Below are 13,800 nucleotides of genomic sequence, written 5' to 3'. Positions count from 1 at the left end.
ATTGACAAAATTACTGACGATGTTTAGCAAAATTTAGCCATTTTAAGGCCACTAAATGTATTAATGTGCTAATTGATGACACGCCCTAGAATCATCTTCATGAAGGACAGCCTTTGTATGCGACTCTCACATAAACTACTGGCCGTTAATCTATGAATACCCTCAAAAATCGAGCTGCTAGTAGCCATAGTATAGCCACTGATGTGTTTGCCAATGTCGATGCCAGTATGGATGGTAATGAACATCCTAGCACCATGTCTGACCTGTCGTTTTATAACCTGTGGTCATTGCTACTCGCTTTTTTTATTCTTGTGATTAGCGCTGTGTGCGTACCGGTTAATGCAGCAATTAATGGCAATGCGCAGACTGGAAGAGAACAAGGCGCAAGTGAGCAAGATAGCGCCCAGTCATCAAGTACACCTGACAATTTCGCTGAATATGCTGCTCAAAAAGTCAGTGACATGAGAGAGGATAGTGCTGGTCTCTCTGGTGTGGTAGAAGAGATATTTGACCCTACTGAGCGTAGTGCAGTCGAACAAGCAGGCAGGCTACAAGGCGATTCAGCACTGACGGGAGAGTATAGTGAAAGCTATTACATACTCGATAAGCTAAATGTTGGATTGCCGCCATTGTCTGAGCCGCCCAATTTAGAAACGCCGCTTGCAGCCTTAGAGTTTTTTCAATCAGCAGTAATGAAGCAGCAGTATGACTTGGCCGCTTATGCGTTAAATATGAACTTGATTGATGAGAAAAGCCAGCGTGGCCGTGCGCTTGATCTGACAAAGCGACTGGACTTTTTGTTATCTGAAAAAGAGCTGTATGTGTTCGACGACATGCCAGATCGTCCCGACGGTCTGATTGAGCCACCACTTGGTAATACTAGCAGTGTCATGGGCATTGCTAGACGTTCTCTTCAGCTTGGATACATTGATTATCGAGAGCGCCGTGTTCCTATTTATTTGCAGCGAGTGCGAGTAGGTGAGGAAGCGCCTATTTGGGTGTTTTCTGCGCAGACGGTTGGTAATATTGACAATCTCTATGAGCAATATCATCCCGCCGAGTTTGAACGTTATTTGCCTACTTGGTTAAAAATAAAAATATTTGGGATTGCGCTGTGGGAGTTTTCAGCGCTCATACTATTTTTCTTATTAACCATGGGTGTGGGCTGGCTACTCAGTAAAGGCACTGAAAAAATCATCAATCATTATATCGATGATGAAAAGTACAGCATGTATGTTGGTAGCACCAATGGCGTAGCAGATTTGGTTAATAAACTGACGGTACCTTTGACCTTTACGATCAGTTTTTCACTCGTTTTCACCTTAGTTTCTGGCGGTTTTCCTTACTTAGATGCAGTTGCCTCATCCACTCGTCCCCTTATTTGGATTGGACTGGTGTTTAGCACTATGTGGCTAGGTATTCGCATTATTAATTTCTTTGCCAACCGCTATCAAGATATGCAGATTGAGAATCTGGCTGAAGAGCATTTCGATAAGGAGCGTCGCCGCCGTACTTATGTGTCGATATTTCGCCGTGTCTTTATCTTTGTTATGATTTTGGGGAGCTTTTGGATAGGACTTAGTGAGTTTGCCAATATGGAAGGCCTTGGTAAGACCTTATTGACCTCAGCTGGTATCGCAGGTGTGGTCATTGGTATCGCCGCCCAGCCGATATTGGGTAACATTATCGCAGGGGTGCAAGTGGCAGTAACTCAGCCAGTACGGATTGGTGATAGTGTGATAATGGATGGCAACTTTAGCACCGTGGAAGACTTACGTTACACTTACGCGGTACTAAAAACATGGGATGAGCGTCGATTAATTGTGCCAATGCGTGAATTGATCACTGATAGGGTAGAGAACTGGTCACATACAGAAGTACACCAGACCTGCCCTGTGTTCTTATATATCGATTATGGTGCAGATATTGACGCTATTCGTCAGCAGTTTATCTCGATGGTTAAAGACAACAAGCTTTGGGATAACAAAACGGAGCCTGAAATATTTGTCGTAGACGTGACAGAAAACACCATTCAATTGCGCGGTGCTGTTTCAGGGGTAGGGCCCATAGAAGCGTGGACGTTGGCCTGTGAGATACGTGAGCAGATGCTTGGTTACTTATATGAGCAGCAAAACAAGTATCTACCAACAGAGCGTTTTACTTTAACAGAAAGCCAGTCCCAGTGAAGATGACGATTAGTCAAGGCTTATATTTGATGGAATGTGTTTCTTCAAGCTTTAATCAGATGCTGATTAAAGCTTGTTATTGTGAAGTTTTTTACTAGACAGGAATATTAGCTTAGCATTAGAAGTAAACGCTATGCTCTATTGTAACAATTACTATTGATAAAAAATTAAATGCAGGAGTTTACCTCTAAACCCTTAATATCATTAAGGATATTTATCCAAGAGATGTGGATACTATATCTTGTTGATTCTTTGAATGTTTTTTGTTTGCAAACCCCGACGGATGTTGCTATATTATTATTGAATATATAAATTTGTATATTGATTAAATAGAATTTTAACAGCACCAACATTAAGCCGTATCAAACCTACAAAAGTCATAATAAATGGAATTTTGTAGCTCGAATGAAATGATGATAAAAGTTGTTTGTATTTTTTTATCACATGTTTTTATTGATAGTAATAGCTAGTCAAATAACATATAGGTTGGGGAGTACAAAATGAAGATTAAAAAATATTTGTTAGTGTCGGTTGCACCGGTGGCATTGGTAGTTCCATTGACTATTACACATGCAGATACTTTCGATACTGATGCTTTTATTGGAACGTCGGGTGGTGGCTTTGTTTATGTCGATGAAAAAGAAAATGTTGTAGAGCCAGGTATTAAGGCGATAACCTTTACCGCGACTAGGGGCGATGAGTATACGAATGAAAATCCGGTTATTGTTGAACCTTATGATAGATTTACCACTAGCTTCTCAGATCTTGACTCACGCGGTATCGTTACCAATTGTCTGATGGCGAGTAATGAAGCGCTTTGTGATTCAATATCTGGGTCTGGCAAACGTATCAAAAACTATCTAACGGGAATGGATCCATTTGATACGCATTTTCGTACTTCAACAAAAGAATATATAAATACAGAAACAGATGAACCTATCGATACTTCATCAGTGGATTATTTCACGTTTGGAAAAATGTCTAATTTTACAGGTGCGCGTATTACTGGTTTCAATATTGAGCTATTGGATAAAGATGGTAATCTAATGGATGAGTTGGATCCTGATAACACTGCTTTATTTAACCTCGATGTCACAGATATTGGTTTAGGTGCTGGATTGACCGATGGTTTATTTGGTGGCGGTGGTCAAGAAGGTGAAATTGGATTTTTTTCTCCTGAAAAAACAAAGTTTAATCTTGTTACAAAGTCAGGAAATACGTTAACGTTCGAAGGCCTCTCCAACGATGAATACAATGCACTTTTCGGTACTGGCTATCTAGACAACACTATGGTACCAGACGGTATATTCTGGGACGATAATGAAGATCCCGATGATGAGGGTGCACTAATCGCGTGGAATAATCCTTCTAAAGGTGGCTGGACATACGGCACACTAGATACTGAAGACAATATTGCCGCCAGACTTACTGATTTAGCAACTTCATTAGGCGTTAGTGTAGAGGACCTTGGTTATGAGTCAGGCAGCTTAGTACCTGAGACTATCGTGGCTGCGGCAACAGCGAATGGTTTATTTGAAGTTGAACCAGTCGAAGATCTACGTAATGCTAACCTGAATTACACGATGACGGTCGGTACTATTGACGGTGGTGAAGTGACAGTGCGCATTGCTCCAAAGTTTGCACCTATCGTGGCGAGTGCAACATCTGATTATCAGTTGCGAAATGCAATTTATGTGGATACGTTGGCCGAAGTTCCTTATCTAAACCTTCTAGGTAATAACGAAGCTTATCAAGATGCCATCTCTGGTATTGAAGAGATGAGCGCAACTGAAAAATCGAAGTTCCTAAATAGCATCGGCTTTGGTTACGCAGCAGCATTCACTAATATTGGCTTCGAGGCAGCGCGTGATCAGTTAAGAGCCGTTACTAGATCTGTACCTTGGGATAGCATGAATAATAATCAGGATGCTAATTCAAATAATGATAGTTGGTTAATGCAGGATGGTCTGTATGGTTTTGCTTCGCAAAGTGGCTCACGTTCATCATATGATCCAGTGAGTAACTCTCTAGGTTATGATATTGATGTTTATTCACTTTCTGCAGGTATAGAGAAGCGTCTAAACGGTACTAATTCCTCGCTAGGCTTGGCAGTAGGTTATACAGATTCAGAGGCAGAAGCGTATCAGAATCAAGGCAAGATAGATGCTGATGGTTACTCAGTAACAGCCTTTACACGAACTCGTTTTGGTGCAGGCGGCTTAGTGCAAGCCTCAGTCGGCTATCAAGATTTATCATATGACTCGTCACGGGAAGCGCCGGATCAGTCCACCGCAACTGCAAATACCGACGGCTCACAGGTTTTCGCAGCATTAAATGTTGATTACTTGAAAGACATGGGCGGATTTAAAGTAGGTCCTACGGCATCAATTGAATACTATGATGTTTCAGTTGACGGATTTACTGAAAATAGCGCAGGTATTTGGAATCTAGAAGTTGGAGATCAAGATTCTGATATCCTTCTAGCTTCTATCGGTGCCCGTGGTGAATATCAATTCCCTACTAGCAATACTCGTCTAACAGGTAGTGTTAAATACACAAATGCATCTGGCGATGATCTTGCTATTAAGAGCGGCTTCATAGACCAAAATGGTTTAGCACCTTACACAGTGAAAGGTATGGATGAAGACTTGGTAGATGTGAGTGTTGGCGTTGATCATGTTATTAGATCTAATGCCTCTAGCCAAGTTGCTGTATACGGTGGTTATAATGGAACGTTTGGTAGTAACTATGACAGTCAAGGCCTACAAATTGGCTTAAATACTACTTTTTAAAAAACTATCATTTTTATCCTAGTTTGAATCGAGATTTTATGAGAAGCCAGATACTAGATTATCTGGCTTTTTTATGGGTATGTGTTGCTGTAAAAGTATTAGCTTACTGTGTGATAAAGCCTATAAAACAATCTGACAAATATAGCATGCGATTTGTCTGATTATTTGTTATAATGTGGCGTTATTTTTAAGGGATAAATGAGTGATTAAGCGTAAGGCTGCACTATATTTGTGCAAACTTATGATTCATCAATCACTTGCAGTTTTCGAGCGTTTTGTTTCGCTGGTTTATTGCTAAAATCCCACCCATCAAAATAACCACCACTAGGGGTCTGTATGTTGCGAATTGTCGATGAAGCCTTAACCTTTGATGACGTTTTATTGTTGCCAGCCTATTCTGAAGTCTTGCCAAAAACTGCCGATCTTTCTACCCGTTTGACCAAAAACATTACGCTAAATCTACCGCTAATCTCTGCGGCTATGGATACGGTCACTGAGTCTGAAATGGCCATCACTATGGCACAGCTTGGTGGCATGGGTATCCTGCACAAGAGCATGGATATCGCCAAGCAAGCCACACAAGTACGCCGCGTCAAAAAGTTTGAAGCGGGTACAGTTGTTGATCCTATCACTGTACATCCAGAAATGACCATCGGTGAATTACTACGATTGACTCAAGACAATAATATTTCAGGTGTACCTGTCGTAGAGAAAGGTACAGATAAAGTTGTTGGTATTGTTACGCATCGTGACTGGCGTTTTGAAACCAATCTGTCACTACCCGTTAGCCAAATCATGACACCAAAAAGTCAGCTAGTCACGGTACATGAAGGTGAGAGCAACGAAAATATCAAACGCTTGCTACACGAACACCGTATCGAAAAAGTGATCGTTATTGATGATGATTTCCGTCTAAAAGGTCTTATCACCGTTAATGATTTTGCAAAAGCTGAAAACAACCCAAATGCTTGTAAAGATGAGCAAGGCCGTCTTCGTGTTGGCGCTGCTGTTGGTACTGGTGCAGATACCCAAGCGCGTGTTGAAGCATTGGTGGCAGCAGACGTTGATATCATCGTTGTTGATACTGCACATGGTCACTCAAAAGGCGTGATTGATAAAGTGGCTTGGATCAAAAAGCACTATCCAAATGTACAAGTCATCGGTGGCAATATTGCCACAGGCGATGCTGCACTTGCATTGCGTGATGCAGGCGCCGATGCCGTAAAAGTAGGTATTGGTCCCGGTTCTATCTGTACCACGCGTATCATCGCAGGTATCGGTGTGCCACAAATCTCAGCGATTGATAACGTCGCTAGTGCATTAAAAGACAGCATTCCACTGATTGCTGATGGTGGTATTCGCTATTCAGGTGATATGGCAAAAGCCATTGCCGCTGGTGCCTCGTGCATCATGGTAGGCTCGTTGATGGCTGGTACAGAAGAAGCGCCAGGTGAAGTTGAATTGTTCCAAGGTCGTTACTACAAAGCTTACCGCGGTATGGGTAGCCTTGGCGCGATGTCAGGATCAAATGGCTCATCAGACCGTTACTTCCAAGATGCTAAAGATGGCGTAGAAAAACTGGTACCAGAAGGTATCGAAGGCCGTGTTCCTTATAAAGGCCCAGTCGCTGGTATCGTCAATCAGTTGGTTGGCGGTTTGCGCTCATCAATGGGTTACACGGGCTCTGCAACTATCGAAGACATGCGTACCAATCCACAGTTTATTAAAGTGACGTCGGCAGGTATGAAAGAGTCGCACGTTCATGATGTTCAAATCACTAAAGAAGCACCAAACTATCGAGTAAGTTAGATAGTTTTTGACAGCTCTGTGTTACGTTAGTGAAAGCTGGTTTGCAGAGCTGCCTTGACTTTGAGATAAAAACGGCCAACAATACCTTGTTATTGTTGGCTGTTTTTTTTGTAAAATACATGAACAGATTATTATAATAGTAGTATCGCCTGCGTATACGTTGGGCCTTTAATTTTTAGATATGGAGAGCATGCATAATGAGCTATTTTGGCACCGATGGTATCCGTGGGAAGTTTGGTGAGTTACCGATTACGCCTGATTTTATCTTAAAACTGGGTTATGTCACGGGACAGGTATTGATAGAGAACAATGACAATCCTGCGCGCAGACCTAGTGTAGTCATCGGTAAAGATACTCGTCTGTCAGGTTACGTCATTGAAGGTGCCTTGCAAGCAGGATTTAACGCCGCTGGTGTCGATGTTCATATGCTTGGCCCATTGCCAACGCCAGCTATTGCTCATTTAACCCGTAGTTTCAATGCTGATGCGGGTGTGGTGATTTCGGCATCACACAATCCTTATTATGACAACGGTATCAAACTGTTTTCAGGGGATGGCAAAAAGCTGACCGATGAGATGCAAAATGCTATCAACGATAAGCTAAAAGTTATTATGAGTATTGGTGGCAGTGCCAGTGATAATAACAATGATTTGATCATGCCTATTCTTGATCCGGCTCAAATGGGTAAAAACAATCGAATCAACGACGCCAAAGGCCGCTATATTGAATTCTGTAAAGGTAGCTTTCCTTATCAGTATGATCTGAGCCATCTGACAGTCGTTGTAGATTGTGCCAATGGTGCAGGATATAGTGTGGCACCAAGAGTCATGCGTGAATTGGGTGCTAACGTGATTGCTATCAACAATACACCGGATGGCCTCAATATCAATGCTGATTGTGGTTCTACCCATCCTGAAGGTTTACAAAAAGCAGTAGTTGAGCATGAGGCAGATGTTGGTATCGCATTAGACGGCGATGGTGATCGTATTGTGATGGTCGATGAGGCTGGTAATCTGGTTGACGGCGATGGCATTTTATATGTGCTTGCTACCCAAGGTCAGACTAAGGCCAAAGGCGTGGTTGGTACGCTAATGAGCAATATGGGTCTAGAGTTAGCACTGCAAGCAGATGGCATTGCATTTACGCGTGCAAAAGTGGGCGATCGCTATGTGATGCATGAGCTTGAGGCGAATGGCTGGATATTGGGTGGTGAGCCATCTGGCCACATTTTGTGCTTGGATAAGAGTCGTACTGGCGACGCTATCATTGCAGGCTTACAAGTACTGGCTGTGATGCAAGCACGTGGTCGCGCGCTCAGTGATCTCGTCGAGGGGTTTGAAGTGCTGCCACAAAAATTGGTTAATGTGCGTCTGTCGCAAATGCAAGATCCTTTTGAGCATGAGGAATTGGTTGCCGCTTTTGATAAAGCACAGGCTACTTTAGAAGGTAGAGGCCGTCTGTTGATTCGTCAGTCAGGAACTGAGCCTATGATTCGAGTAATGGTTGAATCAGATGATGAAATAGAATGTGATGTGCTAGCGAATGACTTGGCTGATCATATTAAAGCAGTATTAGGCTAAGATCAGTTCATATAATAAGGCAACAACATTAAAATAAGGAATGACCATGAGCATGGATTTTACCGATCAACGTCTGTCATATGAAAAGGGCGCACTTGATCAACAGTCAGTACCTACATCACCATTTGAGTTACTAAATGCTTGGATGAATGAAGCGATAGAGCAGAAAGTGCAAGAGCCGTATGCGATGAGTTTGGCTACTTGCGGTGCTGACAACAAGCCTAGCGTACGTATTGTTCTCATGCGTGAGATTACAGATACTGGTATTGTCTTTTATACCAATTATGAAAGCGCTAAAGGGCAAGATATTGCTGAAAATCCAAATGCTGAGGTGCTGTTTTTTTGGCATGAGCTTGAACGACAAATCCGTATCAGCGGCAGCATTGCTAAGATAGATGCTCAAAAATCTGCAGCATATTTCCAAAAGCGTCCACATGATAGTCAAGTTGGCGCATGGGTGAGCCAACCACAAAGTGGTGAAGTTGCTGATCGTAAAGCAATGGAACAAAGTTTCGAGCAGCTACAAGCGGATTATCCAGAAGACACTCAAGTGCCAACGCCAGTATTTTGGGGTGGTTATGAGATTACGGTCAATGAGATTGAGTTTTGGCAAGGCCGTGCCAATCGTATGCATGACCGCATTGTATATACTCAAGAAAATGGCGATAGTTGGAATACCAAACGCTTATTACCATAACTGATGTTGCGATAATAAAAAGCCCCGTTAGCAGTTGTTATAAACAATTTGCTAGCGGGGCTTTTTTGCACTTATAGCAAGTGTCGAATAGTAGGTGCCAAATAGTAAATGCGGGAATTTATTTTACTTCAGTATCCACGTCGACAGAAACGGACATACCAGGGCGCAGTTTGGCCAGTTCTGGTTGATTTTCATCTAAATCAATACGTACCGGAATACGCTGAGCGATTTTGATATAGTTACCAGTGGTTGGATTTGCCGCTGCGGCACTAAATTCACTGCCCGTTGCAGGCGAGATATTATTGATACGTCCCGTGAATTCAGTACCACCAAGGGCGTCAACTCGAATAGTTGCAGCTTCACCTATCGTCATATTTGCAATTTGGGTTTCTTTAAAATTGGCGATAATCCACACGCCTTTTGGTACGATATACATGAGCTGTGTACCAGCACTAACGTATTGTCCTGATTTCACACTGACTTGGCTCAACTGCCCTGATTCAGGGGAGGTGATAATGGTATTGTCCAAATTAATTTGTGCCTGTTTTGTGGCAGCTTCTGCACTTTGAATATTGGCATCCAGTGACGAGCGGCTACCACTGGTTTTTTCACTGGCCTGCTTTGCAGCTTGTAGATTGGCTTCAGCCTGTTGTACGCCTGCCTGTGCTTGGGCAAGTTCTGCTTTGGTATGTGCCACCTCCGCTTTTGAGACTGCACCAATAGCATCCAGTCCTTGATAGCGTTTGACATCTTCGCGTGCACTATCAACACTGACTTTCGCGCTGTACAAATCGGCTTCACGCGCTTCTATCTGAGCTTGGCTGGACTGGGTGTCTTGCGCATTACTGGATCGGTTGGTTAATGCCACTTCGATATTGGCCTGTGCTTGTTCAAGCTGCTGCTGAAAAGTGCGATCGTCTATCTTTACTAGTAGGTCACCGGCTTTCACAGTAGCAAAATCCTCTACGGCGACATCGGTCACGTAGCCAGATACTTGTGAGCTGATAATGGTTGTTTGGCCTTTTACAAAGGCATTATTGGTTTGCTGCACCGTTGGGGTAAAAGGCGGCAGTTTCCAAGCATAAAGAATCAGAAATACACCAATTATGATGAGGACAATAAAAAGCCCTATATTAAAAAATGTTTTTTTCTTAGGGTTCCATCCTGAAGCGGAAGGAATAGGTTCGGTTGGTGGCATGGGTGTTTCATTATCAGCGTCACTCTCCATTACCTTTTCTGCAACTTGGGTCTCGTTGTCTTCAGCAATTGCTGTCTCACCGGTATTAGAAGGCAGGTTATTAGAAGATAGGTTGTTAGAAGACAGGCTGTCGGCTGGCGTCTGAGTTTTTTGGTCAGGGTCATTGGATTTTTCTTGGCTCATGACGCACTCCTAAAGGGTTGGATCAATATAATAGATAATTTGATATGGGTACAAAAACGTGTTGTTTATATTTTAGCGATATTGAAAAATATCTTATTTTCGCTCACGCATTTTAGCGATAACGGCCAGCTCTTTAGCCAATGGGTTACGTTTATGATAACGATAGTAAAAATAATTGAGCAGTAAAATAACGGTAGCACCAGTCGATAGAAGGGCCATGATGAAAAACAAATCACCATAAGCAGAAACAGTGGCTTGGCGCTGAATACCTTGAAGTACTTGCAACACGGCAGCCGTATTGGTTTGAGTAGCGTCCGTCATTTGTGTAGATATAGTACTGCGTGCAGCAGCTATCTGTCCCACTAGCTCAGGATCACCAAAATTGAGTGAGCTGACCATATCTGCATAATGTACCTGCGTACGAACCGTTGTGAATGCTTGAATAGCAGCTGCACCTGCCAATCCGCCAACCGTTTGTGAAATGCCAAAAATAACGGAAAAACTAATAATATAGGCAGGACCACTAGTAATAGCACGCAAAAACCCTTCAAAAACCAGCGGCCCCATAAAATACACGGCGGCAAATGCAATCAAAAATTGGCTGATATAAAACATATAGGGTGCTGAATTAATAGACACACTCGTGTCCATCCAAGAACCTACGGCAATCAATGCCACTGCAAAAATAACGGGTCGGCGTAAATCTATCGGATTGGTGCTAAAAATACTAATCACCAAAGCCAATACACTAGCTGATAATATGACAGCATAAAAAGTAACTAGCTGATCGTTACCATAGCCTAAGTTGGCAAGTAATCCTGCAGCGCCGACACTTTGCTCAGATAGCAAAATTCGCATGACAGCGCCTGTAATCATAAAGGCAATAATATTGCGGCTACGCATCCAGCGCACTTGTAGCATCGGGTTTTTGCGATGGGTTTCAATCCATAATGCGATGCTAATCCCAACGATGGCAATAGTTAGTGGATAGATGAGCCAAGGTGTCGTCCACCATAGAACCCTACCTTGTACTAAAACGACAGACAATGCAGCCAAACCACTGGCAAAAAAACCAAAGCTTAAAAAATCCAATTTTTCAAATACTTTTTCTGTATTACCTGGTGGTAGCTCTAGCAAGTTAATCAGTCCAAAACAAATCAGCGCCAAACCAAATTGAAATAGAAATAAGCTTTCAAGCTGACCATCGATGGTGAGGTAGGGCGAGATGATTCGTGATAATGGAATACCAAACTGCACCAAGCCAAACCCCAATATTAGACCACTAGTACGTTTGACGGTTGGCATACCTTGCAAACAATAGAATAACCCTAATATGGTCATGCCACTGGCCACCATACCACTCAACCCACGCGCTATAATCTCTAAGTAATAAGGGTCAAGCCATAAGCCATCAGCAGCCGTCACCAAACCACTGCTTACAAACCATTGCATGCTGGTTGCTAGTAGCAAAAAACACAGGGTGATTTTACTGAACAATGACATGCCAAATTGCTGACGAATCTTGTATAACAATACGGTGATGCAAGCATTAGTCATATTGTAGGCAACCGATATCCACCCGCCTTCCATAGGAGTTAGGCTGAGATCGCCTTGGATTTGGGTCAAGTTGACTACTAGCAAGCCGTTTTGAAAACCGGCTGTTACCCCAATAATAATACCAATGATCAGGTAAAAAAACTTGCGGCATGCGGGATGGTCAGGATTGGCTGGTGAGCCGACCATCATTGGTTGTTCGTGGGGCTTAAATTGATACTCAGTACTCATGGATGAATGACTGTCTTTGAAGGTGGACGGTTGATTCTATAGGCTTGAATTAATAGAGCCTGCCAACGGTATAGTCGTACAATAGAATACACTTGATAGATAGTAACAAACAACAAAAATAGCCCAAGATAGACTTGAGCTATTTTATCATATTTTTTATTGAGCACTTGCTATGACGTGCGTTTAGGCTTGTTTTGATTCGTCATGTTCAGCTTCAAGGCGCATGGCACGTTGATAGCTATCAAGGCTCGCCAACTGCTCTGCATATTGCTTAATATGCGGATAATCGTCTAGTTTCTGACGTTGAGCAAGAATGATTAAGTCGAACGATAGCATGAAATCTGCACCGCTGAGTTGGTCACCCACGATGAACGACTTACCTTCGACCGACGTATCTAGATACTTAAACAATCTGGTCTTTTCTATCTCGATATAACCGTTCAAAAACTCGTTATCCTCGATGCCTGCTTTTTTGGTAAACAATTCAAGCATAAGTGGCAACATAAGAGAGCTTTCAGCAAAGTCAATCCACTGCAAGTAATGACCGTAGTCACTACTGTCAGGGGCAGGGCGCAAGCGATCTGGCGCAAAGCGTTCGATCAATAGCTCAGTAATAGCACCAGACTCTGAGTATGTCTGACCATCCATTTCGATGACCGGTGACTTACCAAGAGGGTGTACCGCTTTTAAGCTATCAGGCGCCAAATGCGTCTTAGCATCACGTTGATGACTCACGATCTCATAAGGTTCGCCTAATTCTTCTAGGAGCCATAAAATACGCAATGAACGTGATTGGTTAAGATGATGCAAACGAATCATAGTATTAACCTTTAAGCTTAGCGAGTAAGCGTTTAGCAGCTTCTTCTGAAGAGGCTGGGTTTTGACCTGTGATTAATAGACCATCTTCTACCACAAATGATTCCCAATCAGCTGCTTTCTCATAATGACCACCATTAGCGATCATTGCATCTTCTACTAAGAATGGCACGACATCGGTAAGACCAACAGCATCTTCTTCTGAGTTGGTAAAGCCAGTCACTTTTTTGCCTTTAACCAAGTATTCGCCATCAATTTTCACATTTTTGAGCGCTGCTGGAGAGTGACAAACAAACGCAACAGGCTTGTCTTGCTTAACGAAAGTCTCAATCAGATTGATAGAGTTTTCATCCACTGCCAAATCCCACAATGGGCCATGACCACCAGGATAGAATACTGAATCAAAGTCTTCTGCTTTCATGTCAGCGAGCTTTTTAGTAGTAGCAAGGTGCTCTTGAGCATCAGTGTCATCTTTGAAACGCAATGTGTCTTTGGTTTGCGTGTCTTCATTGTCACTACTAGGATCGAGTGGTGGCTGGCCGCCAGCAGGAGAGGCTAGCGTGACATTCACACCTGCATCAATAAATGCATAGTAAGGTGCTGCGAATTCTTCTAGCCAAAAACCTGTTTTTTTACCAGTGTCACCTAGACGGTCATGTGAGGTTAGTACCATTAAAATATTCATAGTTATCCTTATTTATTATTCATTAGTTTTAAAAATTAGTGTGGATAGATAAAAATTCTGTTATCAGAT

At 42.6% G+C, this 13,800-nt stretch carries 9 protein-coding genes; 5 read left to right on the top strand and 4 right to left on the bottom strand.

Annotated features, from left to right (window positions below):
• Positions 1 to 152 precede the first annotated feature (152 nt).
• The 5 genes from IPZ60_RS04860 (at position 153) to pdxH (ending at position 9,064) form a co-directional block, all read left to right on the top strand.
• A complete protein-coding gene (locus IPZ60_RS04860) occupies positions 153 to 2,186 on the top strand; it encodes a mechanosensitive ion channel family protein (protein ID WP_227669224.1) in 2,034 nt (677 codons plus the stop codon).
• A 500-nt stretch (positions 2,187 to 2,686) separates the two neighbouring features.
• Positions 2,687 to 4,978 carry a choice-of-anchor F family protein gene (locus IPZ60_RS04855; RefSeq protein WP_194196720.1) on the top strand — a complete coding sequence of 764 codons (2,292 nt, stop codon included), beginning with the start codon at positions 2,687 to 2,689 and terminating at the stop codon, positions 4,976 to 4,978.
• A gap of 336 nt (positions 4,979 to 5,314) precedes the next feature.
• The gene (gene guaB / locus IPZ60_RS04850; protein WP_194196719.1) at positions 5,315 to 6,787 is read left to right on the top strand and encodes an IMP dehydrogenase; all 1,473 of its coding nucleotides are present in this window, start codon (positions 5,315 to 5,317) and stop codon (positions 6,785 to 6,787) included.
• Positions 6,788 to 6,984: 197 nt separating this feature from the next.
• Positions 6,985 to 8,367: a phosphoglucosamine mutase gene (glmM, locus tag IPZ60_RS04845; RefSeq protein WP_194196718.1), complete on the top strand. Its 1,383-nt coding sequence runs from the start codon at positions 6,985 to 6,987 to the stop codon at positions 8,365 to 8,367.
• A gap of 52 nt (positions 8,368 to 8,419) precedes the next feature.
• A complete protein-coding gene (pdxH, locus tag IPZ60_RS04840) occupies positions 8,420 to 9,064 on the top strand; it encodes a pyridoxamine 5'-phosphate oxidase (protein ID WP_194196833.1) in 645 nt (214 codons plus the stop codon).
• A gap of 118 nt (positions 9,065 to 9,182) precedes the next feature.
• Here the strand turns inward: pdxH and IPZ60_RS04835 are convergent, their stop codons facing one another.
• The 4 genes from IPZ60_RS04835 to IPZ60_RS04820 all read right to left on the bottom strand — a co-directional run bounded on the left by IPZ60_RS04835 (position 9,183) and on the right by IPZ60_RS04820 (position 13,731).
• A complete protein-coding gene (locus IPZ60_RS04835) occupies positions 9,183 to 10,445 on the bottom strand; it encodes an HlyD family secretion protein (RefSeq protein ID WP_194196717.1) in 1,263 nt (420 codons plus the stop codon).
• 93 nt (positions 10,446 to 10,538) lie between these two features.
• A complete protein-coding gene (locus IPZ60_RS04830; RefSeq protein ID WP_194196716.1) occupies positions 10,539 to 12,230 on the bottom strand; it encodes an MFS transporter in 1,692 nt (563 codons plus the stop codon).
• Positions 12,231 to 12,413: 183 nt separating this feature from the next.
• Positions 12,414 to 13,049, bottom strand: coding sequence for a glutathione S-transferase family protein (locus IPZ60_RS04825; protein WP_194196715.1), 636 nt, complete (start codon positions 13,047 to 13,049; stop codon positions 12,414 to 12,416).
• A 4-nt stretch (positions 13,050 to 13,053) separates the two neighbouring features.
• Positions 13,054 to 13,731, bottom strand: a complete 678-nt coding sequence (locus IPZ60_RS04820) for a type 1 glutamine amidotransferase domain-containing protein (protein WP_110923736.1) — start codon at positions 13,729 to 13,731, stop codon at positions 13,054 to 13,056.
• Positions 13,732 to 13,800: the final 69 nt, after the last annotated feature.

Source organism: Psychrobacter sp. NG25, from assembly GCF_015234355.1.
In the GTDB taxonomy this organism is placed as follows: Bacteria; Pseudomonadota; Gammaproteobacteria; order Pseudomonadales; family Moraxellaceae; genus Psychrobacter.
The sequence above is the reverse complement of the archived record's forward strand: the minus strand, read 5'-3'. Positions and strand labels throughout refer to the sequence as shown.